Annotated in this window: 16 protein-coding genes; 11 read left to right on the forward strand and 5 right to left on the reverse strand. The window is 70.4% G+C overall.

Annotated features, from left to right (window positions below; genetic code table 11):
• Positions 1 to 102: 102 nt before the first annotated feature.
• Positions 103 to 993, forward strand: a complete 891-nt coding sequence (locus DAETH_RS14060; protein WP_264775502.1) for an N-acetylglucosamine kinase — start codon at positions 103 to 105, stop codon at positions 991 to 993.
• A 6-nt stretch (positions 994 to 999) separates the two neighbouring features.
• Here DAETH_RS14060 and zapE read toward each other — a convergent pair whose 3' ends face one another.
• Together zapE and DAETH_RS14070 are read right to left on the reverse strand one after the other, a co-directional pair.
• On the reverse strand, positions 1,000 to 2,007 hold the full coding sequence (zapE, locus tag DAETH_RS14065) for a cell division protein ZapE (RefSeq protein WP_264775503.1): 1,008 nt from the start codon (positions 2,005 to 2,007) through the stop codon (positions 1,000 to 1,002).
• A 245-nt stretch (positions 2,008 to 2,252) separates the two neighbouring features.
• A complete protein-coding gene (locus tag DAETH_RS14070; RefSeq protein WP_264775504.1) occupies positions 2,253 to 2,954 on the reverse strand; it encodes a S4 domain-containing protein in 702 nt (233 codons plus the stop codon).
• A 120-nt stretch (positions 2,955 to 3,074) separates the two neighbouring features.
• On the opposite strand from DAETH_RS14070, the gene DAETH_RS14075 reads away from it, so the two are divergent.
• From DAETH_RS14075 to DAETH_RS14090, 4 genes are all read left to right on the forward strand, one after another.
• Entirely contained in the window at positions 3,075 to 3,509 is a 435-nt protein-coding gene (locus tag DAETH_RS14075; RefSeq protein WP_264775505.1) for a DUF3197 domain-containing protein, read from the forward strand.
• Between the two features lie 198 nt (positions 3,510 to 3,707).
• A complete protein-coding gene (locus DAETH_RS14080; protein ID WP_264775506.1) occupies positions 3,708 to 6,386 on the forward strand; it encodes a sensor domain-containing protein in 2,679 nt (892 codons plus the stop codon).
• Between the two features lie 42 nt (positions 6,387 to 6,428).
• On the forward strand, positions 6,429 to 7,145 hold the full coding sequence (gene rlmB / locus DAETH_RS14085) for a 23S rRNA (guanosine(2251)-2'-O)-methyltransferase RlmB (RefSeq protein ID WP_264775507.1): 717 nt from the start codon (positions 6,429 to 6,431) through the stop codon (positions 7,143 to 7,145).
• Positions 7,142 to 8,038: an aldose 1-epimerase gene (locus tag DAETH_RS14090; protein WP_264775508.1), complete on the forward strand. Its 897-nt coding sequence runs from the start codon at positions 7,142 to 7,144 to the stop codon at positions 8,036 to 8,038. The genes rlmB and DAETH_RS14090 overlap by 4 nt, the downstream gene beginning before the upstream one ends.
• Before the next feature lie 17 nt (positions 8,039 to 8,055).
• On the opposite strand, the gene DAETH_RS14095 is transcribed toward DAETH_RS14090, so the two are convergent.
• Both DAETH_RS14095 and DAETH_RS14100 read right to left on the reverse strand, forming a co-directional pair.
• Positions 8,056 to 8,268, reverse strand: a complete 213-nt coding sequence (locus DAETH_RS14095; RefSeq protein WP_264775509.1) for a hypothetical protein — start codon at positions 8,266 to 8,268, stop codon at positions 8,056 to 8,058.
• A 74-nt stretch (positions 8,269 to 8,342) separates the two neighbouring features.
• Entirely contained in the window at positions 8,343 to 9,425 is a 1,083-nt protein-coding gene (locus DAETH_RS14100) for a S1C family serine protease (protein ID WP_264775510.1), read from the reverse strand.
• Positions 9,426 to 9,506: 81 nt separating this feature from the next.
• Between DAETH_RS14100 and DAETH_RS14105 the strand changes: the two genes are divergently transcribed.
• From DAETH_RS14105 to DAETH_RS24665, 3 genes are all read left to right on the forward strand, one after another.
• Entirely contained in the window at positions 9,507 to 9,986 is a 480-nt protein-coding gene (locus DAETH_RS14105; RefSeq protein WP_264775511.1) for an EVE domain-containing protein, read from the forward strand.
• A gap of 232 nt (positions 9,987 to 10,218) precedes the next feature.
• Complete coding sequence (thyX, locus tag DAETH_RS14110) at positions 10,219 to 10,923, forward strand: FAD-dependent thymidylate synthase (protein ID WP_264775512.1); 705 nt, start codon at positions 10,219 to 10,221, stop codon at positions 10,921 to 10,923.
• A 90-nt stretch (positions 10,924 to 11,013) separates the two neighbouring features.
• On the forward strand, positions 11,014 to 11,484 hold the full coding sequence (locus DAETH_RS24665; RefSeq protein WP_406585083.1) for an endonuclease VII domain-containing protein: 471 nt from the start codon (positions 11,014 to 11,016) through the stop codon (positions 11,482 to 11,484).
• A gap of 6 nt (positions 11,485 to 11,490) precedes the next feature.
• Here DAETH_RS24665 and DAETH_RS14115 read toward each other — a convergent pair whose 3' ends face one another.
• Positions 11,491 to 12,021, reverse strand: coding sequence for a 2'-5' RNA ligase family protein (locus tag DAETH_RS14115; RefSeq protein WP_264775513.1), 531 nt, complete (start codon positions 12,019 to 12,021; stop codon positions 11,491 to 11,493).
• Positions 12,022 to 12,159: 138 nt separating this feature from the next.
• On the opposite strand from DAETH_RS14115, the gene gcvT reads away from it, so the two are divergent.
• The 3 genes from gcvT to gcvP all read left to right on the forward strand — a co-directional run bounded on the left by gcvT (position 12,160) and on the right by gcvP (position 16,733).
• Complete coding sequence (gcvT, locus tag DAETH_RS14120) at positions 12,160 to 13,233, forward strand: glycine cleavage system aminomethyltransferase GcvT (RefSeq protein WP_264775514.1); 1,074 nt, start codon at positions 12,160 to 12,162, stop codon at positions 13,231 to 13,233.
• An 88-nt stretch (positions 13,234 to 13,321) separates the two neighbouring features.
• Positions 13,322 to 13,684: a glycine cleavage system protein GcvH gene (gene gcvH, locus DAETH_RS14125; RefSeq protein ID WP_264775515.1), complete on the forward strand. Its 363-nt coding sequence runs from the start codon at positions 13,322 to 13,324 to the stop codon at positions 13,682 to 13,684.
• 166 nt (positions 13,685 to 13,850) lie between these two features.
• Positions 13,851 to 16,733 (forward strand): aminomethyl-transferring glycine dehydrogenase, encoded by a 2,883-nt coding sequence (gene gcvP / locus DAETH_RS14130; protein ID WP_264775516.1) that lies wholly within the window; start codon positions 13,851 to 13,853, stop codon positions 16,731 to 16,733.
• Positions 16,734 to 16,812 lie beyond the last annotated feature (79 nt).

Raw genomic sequence — 16,812 nt, forward strand, 5'->3', positions numbered from 1 at the left:
GGGAGGCACGACAATTTCATTGCACCGACGCGCGTCGCTGAGGTTTATGGGTGGGGTGACGTTCATCGCCAGGCGGCTCGCTCCTGCCCGTGGAGGCCAGCCGTGATTCTCAGCATCGACATGGGGGCGAGCGGCACGAAGTGGGCGCTGTACGACCGGGGCGGAACGGCGGTCGCGGATGGCCGCCTGCGCCCCCTGTCGGGTCACCTCTCCGCCCCGAAGGTCCGCCGGGAGATGACGGCTGCCCTGGCCGAGCTGCGCGCCGCCCTGCCGACCCCGCCGTCTGCCGTGGTCGCGGGGGTGACCGGGCTCCAGACCGAGTACCGGCCGTGGCTGCAACGGGAGCTGGGGCGCCTCTTCTCCCTGCCCGCCGGGCGGCTCCTGGTGACCGACGACCTGCACCTCGCCTATGCGGCGCACTTCGCGCCGGGCGCGGGGACCCTGGTGTACGCCGGGACGGGTGCTGTCGCCTACCACCGCACCGAGCGGGAGGAGGTCGTGCGGGCGGGCGGGTACGGCTACCTGATCGACGACCTCGGCGGGGCGTTCTGGCAGGGACAGGTCGGCCTGCGGCGGGTGTTGCGTCAGCGCGAGGCCGGGCAGCACGAGACGCTGCTCGCGCGGCACGTCTTCGGGGCGCTGGGCACCCGCGAGTGGGGGGATATCCGCTCGCTGATCTACGGGGAGGGCCGCGCCGCCGTCGCCCGCCTCGCCCCCGCCGTGTACGAGGCCGCCCGCCAGGACGATCCCGACGCCCTCGCCATCCAGCGCCGCGCGGGGCAGGAACTCGCGCGGCTCGCCGGAGTCGTGCTGGGCCGCACCGGACGCCCGACGCTCGCCACGGCGGGGGGAGCCTTCAACCCCCTGGTGCGCGAGGCCTTTCACGCCGAGTGGGCGGCAGGCACCGTCACGGTCGTCCCCAGCGTGCCGCCCGTCTCCGGGGGCTTCACCCTGGGGCTGCCGCTGCTCGCCGGGGAGGAACCGCGCCCCTGACCTCCCTCAGATGAGCGCCCGCGCCTCGCGCAGCAGTTCGGAGAGGCGGCTGAGGCAACGGCTGTACTTCTTGGCGTAGGCGCCGTGGCGGTACGTCTCGCTGAAGAGGCTCCCCAGCGGCGCCCCCGTGAAGGCGGCGGGCAGGCCGAGGTCGTAGAGCTTGTCGACGAAGTGGACGAAGCGCAGGGCGACGTTCTGGTCGGGCATGGGGGCGAGGTCGCTCACGCCGAGGGCGCCCACCCCCGCGAGGAGCTTGGCGAAGCGGCTGGGATGAACGTCGAGGAGGTGCCGGTTGAGGTCGCGGTGCGCGACGAGGGCGAGGGTCGCCTCGCTTTGCCTCGCCCGCCACGCCCGGAACTCGTCGGGAGTGAGGGGTCCTTCCGGGGCCGTGCCGCGCTGGCGGTAGTCGGGGCCGTCCACCCGGTGCGTCTCGAAGCGGTCGGCGATGCCCTGAATCTGGCGCTGGAAGTCGGCGGCGTTGAAGCGGCCCTGCCCCAGCGCCCCGGGCTCGGTGTTGCTCGTGGCGACCACGCTCGTGCCCCCCGGCATGAGTTGGCCCAGAAAGGTGTTCGCCATGTGCGTGTTGCCGGGGTCGTCCAGCTCGAACTCGTCGATCAGGAGGAGGTCGTGCCCCGAAAAGGCCTCGACGGCGCGGCCCATCCCCAGCGCCCCGATCACGTACATCAGGTCCTGAAAGCTCATCAGGGCCCGTGTGCCCTCGGCGGCGTGGTAGGCGCTGGCGAGGAGGTGCGTCTTCCCCACCCCGAAGCCCCCGTCGAGGTAGATGCCCCGCCCCTCGGGCTTGGCGCGGCGAAAGAGCCGGAAGCCCCCGGGCCGCACCTGCGCCCCCTTGAGAAAGGCCTGGAGGCTCGCGCGGGCCTCCGCCTGGCTGGGGTACCCGGGATTGGGGCGGTAGGTCTCGAAGCGCACGTCCCGGAAGCGGGCGCTGGGAGCCAGCCCGGCGGCGAGTTCCTCGGGCGTGAGGGTAGGTTTGCGGGCGAGGAGGTCGATCACGGGGCAGGGTCTCTCAGGGCGTGTCTGGAAAGGGTCCTCATGGACGCCAAAGTGCGCTCGGGTGTCGTTTGCGTTCCCCCTCTCCTGCGGAGCTTTACAAGTCCCGGCCTCTGCAAGCAGCTCTACGAGTCCCCCACCAGGGGGAGGAGTTAAAAACTCGTCTCCGTCCGGTCATCGAAGCCCGGCGCCCGACCTCTCAAACAGGTGCTCAGGGCGTGGGGAGTCGGAGCGCTGGGGCCAGCCACTTACCGGTGCACCTCCAGCTCCACCTTCACGTTCCCGCGCCGGGTCTCGTTCACCACCCGCTTGAAGTCGATGCGCCCGATCCCCTCGGCGCTGAGGCTGTCGCCCTCCCGGATCTCGGTGCTCGCGCGGGCGACTTGCCCGTTGAGCCGCACCTTGCCCCCCTCGATGCCCTGCTGGAAGTACGCGCGGCTCACCCCGAAGCCCTTGGCCCCGACCACGTCCACCCGCATGGAGGGGACGACGACCTCGCGGGTCTTGCTCCCCCGCCCCGCCGTCTCGCCGACTTCCTCGACCTCGACCTCGCGGCCCCCGAGTTCGGTCAGCCCAGCGAGGGTCTGGGCTGCCTTGCCAGTCGCGGCGACCAGGAACGAGCCGCTCCGTTCCTCGCGCAGGTCGCCGAGCCCGTCCTCGGGCAGGCTCAGGCGGCGCAGGTGCACGGCGAAGTCCTGGAGGTCCCAGGGGGGACCGCCCTCCCCCGGGGTCACGCGCAGGACGGTCACCCCCGAATCCACCTCGGGGATGTGGGCGGGCCACAGGGTGAGGATCACCCGGCGGGCGTCGGGGAAGCCGCCCGCGATGACGTACCTCACCTCGTCGTCCTGGAGGGCGCGGCGGTCGAGGTCGTCGCCGTCGAGGAAGGGGGTGCGCACCACGCGCCCGCCGCGCGCCTGCGACACCAGGGTGGGGAGCTTCTGCTTCATGGGGGCAGGATAGCGTCGCCCGCGCCCCGGACAGGAAGGCGGGGAGGAGGGGGCGGCTCTCCCGATGTCATGCCCAGCGTTCCGGCGGCCCCCGCCACACTACCCCGCTACACTGCCCCCATGCAGATCGCTGACCCGCTCGGGGTGCCCGGCGCCCCGCTGGAGACGTTGCAGGCCGTCCTCACGCACCTGGAGGGGGCCGACCTGACGGGCGGGCGGCTGATCCTGGTCCGCGACCGGCAGGGGGACCGGGGGGACGCGCGGTACGGCGCCGTGCTGGTCGCCGGGGACAGCGCCGTCGTGACCGTCCCCGCCTTCGGGCCGCACTACGGGCGGGCGGGCGCGCAGGCCCTCGCCGAGCTGACGCGCTGGGCGTCGGCGCGGGGGATGCCGGTGCGCGAGACGGCGGTGAACCCGGCCGACCTCGTGCGGGTCCTCGCCGAGCCGGGCGCCGACGAGATCGCGCGCGTGATCGCCGCGAGCAACCCCAGCGACCCCGCGATCTACACCGCCCTGCCCCCGCAGCGCCCGGACGAGGACGACTGGGAGGCGTAAGCGGTTCTCCACCCCACCCCCCACCTCCATGAAGGGTGGGGGTTTTTGTCGCCAGGCGCGGGTTTTTCTCCTGACAGGGGAGTTTGCACGGGGAACGTAAGAGTCCGCGTGGCACGATGCCGACGCGGAGAGGGGACGCGGTTCCCTGCCCCTCCGAATCTGCCCCACCCCCATTCCCAGGAGACTCCACCCCTTCCCATGAACACGTCCAGCCTCACCCCGGCCGCCCCACCCCCGACCCTTCACACCGCCCTGCGCGAGGTGCTGCGCCTGTACGCGCCCGGCGCGACGCTGCTCACGGCGCTGGAGGGGGAGGTGCTGCGTGTGGGGGCCGACGGGATTGCCCGGGAGACCGGCGGCGAACTCGTGCCGCCCGACGCCTGGCTGGAGGGGGGCGAGCTGACGTGGCTCACGCGGGGGGGCACCCTGCTGGGCCTGATGTGGTGCGAGGGGGCGGCGCCGCCGGCGGACGTGGCGGACCTCCTGACGCTGCTCCTGGGGGCGGCGCGCGGGGACGGCGACGGGCGGGAGGCGGACGTGCTCGTCACCCAGTTCCCGCTGCCCGCCGCGTGGCTGCGCGCCGACCTCACCTTCCGGCAGGTCAGCCGCCCCTTTCTCGAACTCCTCGGCCTGAGCGACGCGCAGGTGCTCGGGCGGCCCCTCAGGGAACTCTTGCCGGGGATGCCCGCCCTCGCGGCGGGGCTCGTCCAGGCGGCGGCGGGCCGCACGGTGTCCCTGCCCGACGAGCCCCTGCCGCCAGCCCCGGGTGGGGCGGCGGCGCGCGGGACGGTCTGGGTGCGCGGCGAGGCGCGGCCCTCCTTCGGGGGGGCGGGCGCGGGGGTGCTGTGGACCCTGCGCGACGTGACCGCCGAACACCGCCAGGCGGAGCTGCTGGAGGCGCTGCTGGGCGGCCACGCCACCCCCGCCGCGCTCCTCACGCCCGGGGGCACGGTGCTGCACGCGAGCCCGGGCTGGCACGACCTGCTGCCCGGCGCCGCCTTTCCCGGCTCGCCGCTGTGGGCGTGCTTCCCGGAGACGCCCCCGGAGACGCTGCAAGCCCTCGTGCGCGAGGCGGCGCAGGGCGGCCCGGCCCGGGCGCGGGTGCCGCTCGCGGCGGGGGGCAGCGTCACCCTGAGCGTGCGGCAGGTGGCGGCGCGGGAGAACGCCGACCCCCTGCTCGTGGTGGAGGCGGGGACCGAGGCGGGCCCCGGCACTCCGGGCGACGGGTGGGGCGGCGCGGCGGCGCGGGTGCTCGCCCTCGGCGACCACGCGGCCCTGCTCGTGGACCACGCGGGCCGCACCCAGCTCGTCAGCGAGCGGGCGGCCGAACTCCTCGGGCTGGAGGCCTCCCGGCTGCTGGGCGTGCCCCTCACGCGGGCGCTGGGGGACCTCGGCGTCCGGCTGCACACCCCGGAGGGCGCGGCCCTCTCCCTCCCGGACCTGCGGGCCGGGAGCCTGACACTCCCGCTGGAGACCGAACTGCTCCTGGTGCGCCCCGACGGCGGCGGGCGGCACCTGGAGGTGCGCGGCACCCTCCTGCCGGGCGAGCACCCCGGCGCCCCGCCCGGCCTGCTCCTCACCCTGCGCGACGTCTCGGCCCTGCGCCACGCCCAGGCGCGGCTGCGGCACGGGGCCCGCCACGACCCCCTGACCGGCCTGCTCAACCGCGCCGGACTGCGCGAGACCCTGGTGCAGGGGGCGCCGGGCACCGCCCTGTGCCTCGACCTCGACGGCTTCGGGGCCCTGAACGCCGCGCTGGGCCGCACCGCCTGCGACCACCTATTGATCGGGGTGGCGGCCCGGCTGGGCGACCTCGCCGACGCGCGCGGCGGGCGGGCGGCCCGGCTGGGCGACGACGCCTTCGCCCTCTTCCTACCGCACTCGGGCCCCCCGGAGACGGCGGACCTGCTGGCGGGGGCCGTGCGCGCGGCCCTGGCCGCCCCGGTGCGCGCCGGGCGCCAGGCCGTGCCCCTCACCTTCGCGCTCGGCGTGGCCCCGGTGTCCCTGGGCACGGACGGCGCGGCCCTCGCGAACGCCGAGATCGCCCTCGCCCACGCGAGGAGCCGGGGCCGCGCGGGGACGAGCACCTTCACCCCCGGGATGCGCGAGGAGGTGGCGGCCACCTTCCGGCTGGAGGAGGCGCTGCGGGAGGCGCTGGCCGGGGAGGAAAAGGGCCTCACCCTGCACTACCAGCCCACGCTCCACCTCGCCAGCGGGCGGGTGACGGCGGCCGAGGCGCTGCTGCGCTGGGCCCACCCCGCCCTGGGCGAGTTGCCCCCCAGCCAGGTTCTGCCGCTCGCCGCCCGGGCCGGGCTGATGGCCCCGCTCGCCGAGTGGGTGCTGGGCCGGGCCGCCCTCCAGGGGCAGGCGTGGCGGGAGACCCACCCGGGGCTGCGCCTGAGCGTGAACCTGAGCCTGCGGGGCCGCTGGTGCCCCGGCCCTCTGGAGGGCCTGTGGCCGCTCCTCGCGGGGCACCCCGCGCCCGACGTGGAGGTCAGCGCCGCGTGCCTCCTCGACCCCGGCGAGGGCACGCTGGACCTGCTCGACACCCTGCGCGAGCACGGCGCGCGGCTGTGGGTGGACGACTTCGGGGAGGGGACGACCAGCCTGAGCACCCTGGGCCGCTTCCCCCTGACCGGTATCAAGCTGCACCCGAACCTCACCGCCCGGCTGCCGGGGGACCCGCGCGGCGTCACCCTGGTCGAGGCGACCCTCGACCTCGCCCGGCGCCTGGGCTGGCAGGTCACGGCGGTGGGGGTGGAGACGGCCGCCGCGCTGGAACTGCTGCGCGACCTCGGCTGCGACGCGGTGCAGGGGCACGCAGTCTGCCCTCCCCTCGACCCGGAGGACCTCGGGGCCTGGCTGCGGGAGCGCTAGACCCGACCTCGCCCGCTAGACCCTGCCCGCTAGACTGGGCCCATGTTGCTCTACGGGCGGAATCCGGTGCTGGAGGCCCTGCGGGAGGGGCGGGTGACGGAGGTGCTCGTGGCGCGCGGGGTCGAGGAGGCGTTCGTGCGCGACCTGAAGACCTTCGACGTGCGGGTGCGCTTCGCCCCGCGCATCGAACTCGACCAGATCGCGGGCACCACGCAACATCAGGGCGTGATCGCCGAGGTCGAGGACCTCTCCTGGGCCACGGTGGACGACATCCTCGACCGGGCCGAGTCGCGCGGCGAGGACCTCCTGGTCGTCCTCCTCGACGGCGTCACCGACCCGCGCAACTTCGGGGCGATCATCCGCTCGGCGGAGGTGCTCGGCGCGCACGGGGTCGTCGTGGAGGAGCGCCGCAGCGCGCCCCTGAGCCCGGTCGTCGCCAAGGCGGCGGCGGGGGCCACGAGCTACCTCCCCGTCGCCCAGACGAAGAACCTCCCGCGCCTGATCGACGGGCTCAAGGGAGGTGGCGTGTGGGTCTACGGCGCGGCGGGCGAGGCGGCCCAGGACCTCGCGCGCACCGACCTGCGCGGCAAGGTCGCCCTGGTGATCGGGGCGGAGGGCGAGGGGTTGCGCCGTCTCGTGCGCGAGAAGTGCGACGCCCTGGTCCGCATCCCCACCCGGGGCCGGGTGCAGAGCCTCAACGCCTCCGTCGCGGCGGGCATCCTGCTGTACGAGGCGGCGCGGGCGAGGGGAGAGTCGTGACCCACCGCATCGAGACCATCTCCAGCCCGGCGATGACCCTGGAGGTTCTGCCCGACCTCGGTGCGAGCGTGCTGGGGCTGCGGGCTGCCTCGGGCCGCCCGGTGCTGCGCGAGGTGGACCCGGGAAGCGTGGAGACGAGCAGCCAGTGCGCGAGCTTCACCCTTCTGCCGTACTCCAACCGCATCCGCGACGCGCGCTTCACCTTCGGGGGCGGGGAGGTTCAACTCCGCGTCACGACCAAGGACGGGCTCACCCAGCACGGTGACGTGCGGAACCGGCCCTGGCAGGTCACCCGCGTCTCGGACAGCCACCTCGGATGTGACTTCGACAGCCGGGCCTTCCCCGACGTGAACTGGCCGTGGGCCTTCACCGCCCGGGTGGACTACTTCCTCCACGGCCCGCACCTCGACGTGAGCGTGACGCTGACGAACGCCGATACCTCCGAGATGCCCGCCGGGCTGGGCCTGCATCCCTACTTCGCCCGGCGGCAAGGCGGGGAGGACCCCCGGCTCACCGTGGACGCGGCGCTGACCTACGACACCGACGAGCGCAGCCTCCCCACGGGCCCCGCGCGCCCTGTGCGGCCCGAGGAGGACTACCGGACGGGCAGCGCGGTCGGCGAGCGGAAGGTGGACCGGGTCTATACCGCGTGGGACGGGGTCGCGCGGCTCGACTGGCAGGACCGCTCGCTGACCCTCACCGCCGACGCCGTGTTCTCGCACCTCGTCGTGTTCACCGCGCCGGACGGCAGCCTGGCCCTGGAGCCCGTCTCCCACGTGACCGACGCCTTCAACCTCGCCGCGCGGGGGGTGCCCGGTGTGGACATGCGGACCCTCGCGCCCGGGCAGAGCCTGGCGGGGGCGGCGAGGATCACGCTGGAGGGGAACTGGTAGTGCCCGTGGGGGAGGGCCTACGCGGTGGCGAGCAGGGCCCCGGCGTGGTCGCGCAGCTCGAAATCGCCCTGGGGCCGACCCGACAGCCAGCGCAGGGCAGCGAGGAGGTCGTCGCTCTCGTGGACGACCTCGGGGCCTCGCGTGCCCTGCCAGAGGACGCGGTAGGCGTGGGGCGTGGCGGGCGGCATCCACCGCTCGCCGCCGTCTTCCTTCACGAAAGCCCGTGACATGGGCCCAGCGTAGGGGCGCCGCGTGAGGCCCCGGCCCCCGGCAGGGCACCGACGAGCTTAGCCGACCTTCAGGCTCACTCGCGCAGGTCGGGCACGCTGCGCTTGGCGACCAGGGTGATGCTCGTCTGCCTCGCCTCGCCGTCGCGGACATACCCCAGGGTGATCGTGTCTCCGACCTGCGCGCGGCGGATGGCGGTGATCACCTCGTCGGCGTTGCGGGTGCGCGTGCCGTTCACGGTGGTGATGATGTCGCCCAGCGCGGCGAGGTTGCCCTCCCGGTTGAGCTCGGAGCCGCGCAACCCGGCGGCGGCGGCGGGACTGCCCCGGGCGACGCGTGACACGACCGCCCCGGCGGGAGTCACGAACCCGCTGTGGTTGAGGTCGAAAACCAGCCCCACGACGGGCACGTCGCGCTGCTCGCCCCTTCTGAGCGCCTCGATCAAGCGGTTGCCCTCGGTGACGGGCACGGCGTAGCTCGCGCGGGTCCGACCGGTCTCGTCCACCCGCACGTAACTCACGACCCCGATGGCCTGCCCGTTCCCGTCGATGATCGGGCCGCCGCTGTCGCCGGGCGCCAGGGGAGCCGTCATCTCCAGCGTGCCCTGCGGGAAGTCAGCCCGCCCCGCCTCGGCGGAGAGGCGCAGCAGTTGCCCCCGGCGCGGTTGCAGGAAGTCCCCGCCGCTGTTCCCGATGGCGAGCACCGTCTCCCCCACGCGCGGCGGCCGGGTGGCGAGGTTGAGCACCGGGAAGGGCCCGCGCCCCTGCACCGTCAAGAGGGCCACGTCCGCCTGCGCGTCGTAGGCGGTCAGCCGGGCGCGGTAGGTCCGGCCCGAGAGCGTCCGAATCTGAAAGAGGCGGCCGTTGGAGACGACGTGGTACGCCGTGAGCACCTGTCCGTCCTGCGAGATGAAAAAGCCCGTGCCCAGCCCCGCCTCGTTCGTGCCAGGGTCGAGCGCCTCGACCTGCACGGTCGCCGGGCGCGAACGCTCGAACAGCTCGCGGGTCTCCGGGGGCAGCGCGTTCGGCAGCGTCTGCGAGACGGCGGGCGGGGTGGGCGGCGCGGAGGACCCGAAGCCCGGCAGGCTCAAGCGTTCCGGCAGCAGGTAGGCCGCCAGCGCGAGCAGCAGCAGCACGGGAAGCCAGGGCAGGGGGCGCACCCGGACATGGTAGAGCGCCCCCGCCCGGGACAGGGTGCGGGAAGGCACGGAAGCCCGGTGGTGCGCGTTACCCTTCTCGCCATGCGTCACTGGCTCCTGAAGTCCGAGCCCGCCGTCTTCGGCTTCAACGACCTCGTGCGGGTGGGCCGCGAGCCCTGGAACGGCGTGCGCAACTACCAGGCACGCAACTTCCTGCGCGAGATGCGGGCGGGCGACCTCTGCCTCTTCTACCACTCGGGGGCGAGACCGACCGGCGTGGCGGGCGTCGCGCGGGTGGCCCGGGAGGCGTACCCGGACGACCTGCAATTCGGCCTGGGGGGTCCTTACTTCGATCCCAAATCCACCCCCGAAGCCCCGCGCTGGAGCATGGTGGACGTGGAACCCGTGCTCGCCTTCCCCGGGGTCGTGACCCTCGAAACGCTCCGCACGTTGCCCGAGTGGCAGGATTCACCGCTGACCCGCAAGGGCACGCGCCTGAGTGTCCTGCCCGTCACGCCCGAGCAGTTCTTGGCGGCGCTGGAGGCGGCAGGGCTGAGCCCGGAGGACTTGGAGTCGGATTGAGCGCCTGGCGTGTCCTCCCCGGTCACGCCCGGGTCACCCGCCCGGAAGCACACTGCGGCATGGACCTTCCGCTGGCCGCCCTCGTGATCGTCCTCTCCCTGCTGCTGCTGAGCCAGCAAGGCGGGCGCAGGCCCGAGCAGGCACCGGTGGAAGAACGGCGCCGCCGCCGCTGAGGCCGGCCGCCCGAACGGCTCCCATCCGGTCCCTCGCGGCCAGCGTTAAGCTGACAGGGATGACCGTCTCCACCTCCACCCCGGCAACGCTCTACCCCCTCGGCGACGGCATAGGCAGCGTCAGCCTCGTTCAATCCGTGGGGGACGACAAGATGATCGTCAACGCAGCCAGGGTCAGCTTCGGTGGAGACAACGGCGCGCCTCTGAACTCCCGTGACGAGAAACTCATTCGATACCTTCTGACTCACCATCACGGCAGCCCTTTTGAGCACAACCTGATTACATTTAAAGTGGTGTGCCCTATTTTTGTTGATAGGCAGGCCGTGCGCCACCGAGTCGGTGTTTCAAAAAATGAGGTTTCCGGCCGTTATGTGGAATTGCAGGAACGCAACTTCACACCTCCTGCCTTTCGCAAGCAGGCGCCCAGCAACAGACAGGCTTCTGTCGAAGACGACGGCACGCTCGATCAGGAAGCGGCGTCTCGCATCTGGGCGGAGGCATGGAGAAATGCGTTCGGGGCCTACCAGGAGTTGTTGCGCCTGGGCGTGACCCGCGAGCAGGCGCGGGGAGTGCTGCCTCTGTCGTTGTATACCGAATCGTATTACACCTTCAATATCCGCTCCCTCCTGCACTTCCTCGAACTGCGGGACCACGAGGGGGCGCAATATGAAACCCGCCTCTTCGCGCGGGCGATGGCGGAGCTGGCCGAGCCCCTGTTCCCGGTGACGTTTCGCGAATGGATGTCATTGAAAAAGAGCCACTAGGACGATAAATAGTAGTATACTTTGACAGTCGAAGCCCCGCGCAGTCGTTACCTGCCGGGGCAATGGCAACGCCTTAGAAGGAGGCCTTGCATGTCAGAGCATACCACTGCCGTCATCGTATCGGAAGGTCATAAACTGTGTCGTAGGTGCAAAGTCGTCAAAACGAACTCTGAGTTTTCACTTGATCGTGGACCCTACTCCAAAGATGGCCTGTATTCCTACTGTAAGCCCTGCAAGGTGGATTACAACAAGATTCGTCGGGTCAAGATTGGAAACACCTCAGAACGAGATGGGCATAGGCGCAGAAAATACGGTCTTACCCCAGAACAATTCCATTCTATGTGGGAGGCACAAAACGGTCGGTGCTTGACCTGTGATAGGCCTACGAGCAAAAAGAATGCAGGCCACGCAATAGACCACTGCCACTCAAGCGGTAAGGTTAGAGGAGTTTTGTGCGGCCAGTGCAATGTAGCTCTGGGTATGGCCCAAGAAAGTCCTGAAGTCCTTATGAGGCTAGCCAAATACATCCGCGAGTGGCGGGCCCTTCACGCGCAGGGGTAGGCGACCTCAGGCGAGCGGCCACGCCTCCACCGGCACGTAGAGACCACCCGGACCCGGTTTACGCATCAGCCACACCTTCCGCGCCGCGAAGGTGATGGGTGTGCCCTCCAGGTCGGCGAACGCGGCCTGAGCTTCCTTCAGCACACCGGACACGTCGACTCCGCGCCGTCCGAGCACGAGCATAAGGTGGGGCGTCATGTGCGGACCCTCGTAGCCGAACCGTTGAGCGGGGCGCAGGACGCCAAGCAGACGCAGATGCAGGGCCACGGCGTCCGGCGAGTGGACTTGGAGGTACACGGCGCTGCCGTTCCGGAAGGCCCGCGCGCCCCCGATGCTCAGCGTAACGGGTGGGTGAGCCGCCACTGCCCTCCGCGCCGCCTCCACCCAGGCGAGGTCGGGGCTCAGGCCGCTGCGGGCCTTGACGGTGACGTGTGGAGTGCTCTCGCGCACCTTCAACCCGGCCCGAAAGTCCTCGACCCGGGCCGCGAGATCGGGCGGTGGGAGGAGGCCGAGAAGGCAGGACGGCGAGCTAGCCACGGCGCTCCAACGGTGGGGAGTACACCCGAGAAAAGCCTTGCAGGAGCGCACTTGCAGCTTCGGCCATAGGTCAGCTTACCCCGCCCCATGTCCAGCCTCGCCGGACGCGACAGCCTCATTTTCCAGTACAGTTCAGGCGTGACCCAGGCCACCGAGACGCCGCTCAAGCGGACACCTCTGCACGCCGCGCACCTGCGCGCGGGCGCCCGCATGGTTCCCTTCGGCGGGTGGGAGATGCCCGTGCAGTACGCGGGCGTGAGGGCCGAGCACGACGCTGTCCGTACCCGGGCGGGTGTATTCGACGTGTCGCACATGGGCGAGTTCCGCGTGCAGGGGCCAGACGCCGAACGTTTCCTCCAACATGTCACCACGAACGACGTGAGCAAGCTCCGGCCCGGGCGCGGCCAGTACAACTGGCTGCCGAACGACTCGGGCGGGCTGGTGGACGACATCTACATCTACCGGGTCGGCGAGCAGGAATTCCTGATGGTGGTGAACGCCTCCAACGTCGGCAAGGACTGGGCGCACCTGCAAAGCCAGACGGCGGGTTACGACGTGGAGCTGACCGACGAGAGCGACCGCTGGGGCCTGCTCGCGGTGCAGGGGCCGCAGGCCGAGGCGCTGCTTCAGCCGCATATCGACGTGGACCTGGCCGCCAGGAAGAAGAACGCCTTTTTTCCCGCCAAGCTCTTCGGCTTCGACGTGTTCCTCGCCCGCACCGGGTACACGGGCGAGGACGGCTTCGAGATCTTCACCGATGCGGGCGAGGCCGAGACGGTCTGGGACAAGCTGCTCGCGGTCGGCTTCACCCCGGCGGGGCTGGGAGCGCGCGACACCCTGCGGCTGGAGGCGGGCTTTCCCCTCTACGGCCACGAGTTCGCCGACGACATTCACCCCCTTGCCAGCACGTACTCCTGGGTCGTGAAGGACAAGGCGCACCTGGGCCGCGAGCACATCAGCCTCGCGCCGCCCGTCCGCCTGATCGGCCTCGCCCTGGAGCGGGTGCCCGTGCGCGAGGGCTATCCCGTCCTGCTGAAAGGCGAGCGTGTCGGCCACGTCACCAGCGGCACGAGCAGTCCGACGCTCGGCCACCCGATAGCGATGGCGCTCGTGCGCGGAGACGCCAGCACCGCCGACGCCTACGAGGTCGAGGTGCGTGGCAAAGCGCATGCGGCGCGGCGGATGGAACTCCCCTTCTACAGACGCGCCTAGAACGTGGACTTCAGAACGTAAAAGAAGTCCCCCGCGATCTACGATCCCTGCTACACACCCGACTCTCAAATCGAGGACAATGCCCCCCATGCAGACGCCCACCGAACTGAAATACGCCAAGACGCACGAGTGGCTCAAGGACGACGGCACCGTCGGCATCACCGACTTCGCGCAGGACCAACTGGGCGACGTGGTGTACGTCGAGCTGCCCGAGGTGGGCCGCGAGGTTACGGCGGGCGAGGCGGTCGCGGTGGTCGAGAGCGTGAAGACCGCCTCCGACATCTATGCCCCGGCGAGCGGCACCATCGTCGCCGTCAACGACGCCCTGAGCGGCAGCCCCGAACTCGTCAACAGCGGTCCTTACGCGGACGGCTGGCTCTTCCGCATCGAGAACCCCGAACCCGCCGACGACCTGCTGAGCGCCGAAGAGTACACGGAAAGCGCGCAGTAAGGGGGAGGAGAGGGCGGGAACGTTTGCGCGGTCGCCCCCTCACCCCCAACCCCTCTCCCACCGGGGGAGAGGGGAGCAACAACATCTTTTTTCTCCCTCTCCCCCGGTGGGAGAGGGCCGGGGTGAGGGGGCGTGTGACCAGCCCTACCGCCCCCAAGGAGCCCCCATGCGCCCCCTGACCGACCTCCTACAAACCGACGACTTCACCTCCCGCCACATCGGCCCCACGGGCGCCGAACAGGCCGAGATGCTGGCCGAATTGGGCGTCTCCAGCCTTGACGAACTGACTGAGACGACGCTGCCCGAGTCCATCCGCTTCAAAGGTGAGCTGAACGTGGGCGGCCCCGTGACGGAAGCGCAGGCCCTCGCCGATCTGAAGGCGGTGGCTTCAAAGAACAAAGTCTTCCGTTCGTACATCGGCATGGGGTACTACGGAACGAACGTGCCCGGAGTCGTGCAGCGCAACATCTTGGAAAATCCCGGCTGGTACACCGCCTACACGCCCTACCAGGCCGAGATTTCGCAGGGCCGCCTGGAGATGCTGCTCAACTTTCAGCAGACCGTGATGGACCTGACCGGGATGCCCGTCTCCAACGCCTCGCTGCTGGACGAGGCCACCGCCGCCGCCGAGGCGATGACGCTCGCCAAGCGGCAGGTCAAGAGCAAGGGCAACGTCTTCTTCGTGGCGCATGACGTTCACCCGCAGACCCTCGACGTGATCCAGACGCGCGCCGAGTATTTCGGGTACGAGGTCGTGGTAGGCGACCCAGCGAACGACCTGCCGGAGGGAACGTTCGGGGCGCTCGTGCAGTACCCGGGGACCTACGGCGACCTGCGCGACCTCTCCCCCATCGCCGACAAAGTTCATGCGGTCCAGGGCGCCTTTATCGTGGCGACCGACCTGCTGGCCTGCGCGCTGATCAAGCCGCCGGGTGAGCAGGGGGCGGACATCGTGATCGGCAGCACCCAGCGCTTCGGGGTGCCGATGGGCTTCGGCGGGCCGCACGCGGCGTTCCTGGCCTGCCGCAGCGAGTACCAGCGGTCCATGCCGGGCCGCGTGATCGGCGTCAGCAAGGACGCTCGTGGCAAGACCACCCTGCGGATGGCGATGCAGACGCGCGAGCAGCACATCCGCCGCGAGAAGGCGACCTCTAACATCTGCACGGCGCAAGCACTCCTGGCAAACATGGCCGCTGCCTATGCCGTGTATCACGGGCCAGAGGGGATTCGGATGATTGCCCAGCGGGTGCAGCGGCTGACGGGAATCCTCGAACGGTTCTTGGTTGAGTCGGACATTGCTCCCCTCAACGGCACCTTCTTCGACACGCTCACTTTTGAAGGGAACGCTGCCGCTATCCGAGCGCGGGCCGAAGCTAAAGGCATCAACCTCCGCTATGAGAATAGCGGTCGAATCAGCGTCAGTCTTGACGAGACGACTACTCCCGCTGATGTTGAAGACCTAATCGAAGTCATCGCCGGGACTCGGTTCAACTCTCAGACTGGGCAAGAGTTCAAAGTGTTGTCGTCTTACCAGTACAAGGGCGGCGACGGCATTCCTGACAACCTCAAGCGCACCTCCCCCTACCTCACGCACCCGGTCTTCAACACGCACCACAGCGAGTCGGCCATGCTCCGCTACCTCAAGGGGTTGGAGAACAAGGATTACAGCCTCGTCCACGGCATGATCCCGCTGGGCTCCTGCACGATGAAGCTGAACGCCACGGCGGAGATGATTCCGGTGACGTGGCCTGAGTTCGGCAGCCTGCATCCCTTCGCGCCCGCTGATCAGACGGAAGGCTACGCGCAGATGCTCGCCGAGCTGGAGGCGTGGCTGGCCGACATCACCGGGTACGACGCCGTGAGCCTCCAGCCCAACAGCGGCGCGCAGGGCGAGTACGCGGGGCTGCTGACCATCCGCAAGTACCACGAGAGCCGGGGCGAGGCGCACCGTACCGTCTGCCTGATCCCCGCCTCCGCGCACGGCACCAACCCCGCCAGCGCCGCCATGTTGGGGATGCAGGTCGTGGTGGTCAAGACCGACGCGAGCGGCAACATCGACCTGGACGACCTGAAGGCTAAGGCGGAACAGCACAGCGAGCGGCTGGGCGCCCTGATGATCACCTACCCCAGCACGCACGGCGTCTACGAGGAACACGTCACCGAAGTCTGCGAGCTGATCCACGCGCACGGCGGGCAGGTGTACCTGGACGGGGCGAACATGAACGCGATGGTGGGCCTCGCCAAGCCGGGGCTGATCGGCTCGGACGTGTCGCACCTCAACCTGCACAAGACCTTCGCCATCCCCCACGGCGGCGGCGGGCCGGGCATGGGGCCCATCGGGGTCAAGGCGCACCTCGCGCCGTTCCTGCCGAACCACGACGTTCGCCCCGTGGGCGAGAGCCGCACCGGGGCCGTCAGCGCCGCGCCCTACGGCAGCGCGAGCATCCTGCCCATCTCGTACCTGTACATCCGGCTGCTGGGGCCTGCCGGGCTGAGGAAGGCTACCCAGGTCGCCCTGCTGAACGCCAACTACATAGCGAAGAAGTTGGGCGGCGCGTACCCGATCCTGTACACGGGCATGAACGGGCGGGTGGCGCACGAGTGCATCCTAGACATTCGCCCGCTGAAGGCCGCCACGGGCATCACCGAGGAGGACATCGCCAAGCGCCTGATGGACTACGGCTTCCACGCCCCCACCATGAGCTTTCCCGTCCCCGGCACCCTGATGATCGAGCCGACCGAGAGCGAGCCGAAGGCCGAACTCGACCGCTTTATCGCCGCCATGCTGGGCATCCGCCGCGAGATTCAGGAGGTCGAGGACGGCTTGCTGGGCGCCGAGGACAGCCCGCTGAGGCACGCGCCGCACACGCAGGAAGACCTTGTGAGCGCCGAGTGGGAGCGTGCCTACAGCCGAGAGACCGCCGCCTTCCCCACGCCCGCGCAGAAAGCCTGGAAGTACTGGCCCGCCGTGAACCGGGTGGACAACGTGTACGGCGACAGGAATTTCGTGTGCTCATGCCCGCCGGTGGAGGAGTGGGCGGCAGTTTAGAACTCTAACTAGAATTTTGGATGCGTAGGGCAGTTCTGGAACCACAGAGCTGCTCTACTTCCTCTATAATGCTCACATT

It is taken from the genome of Deinococcus aetherius, assembly GCF_025997855.1.
Lineage (GTDB): Bacteria > Deinococcota > Deinococci > Deinococcales > Deinococcaceae > Deinococcus > Deinococcus aetherius.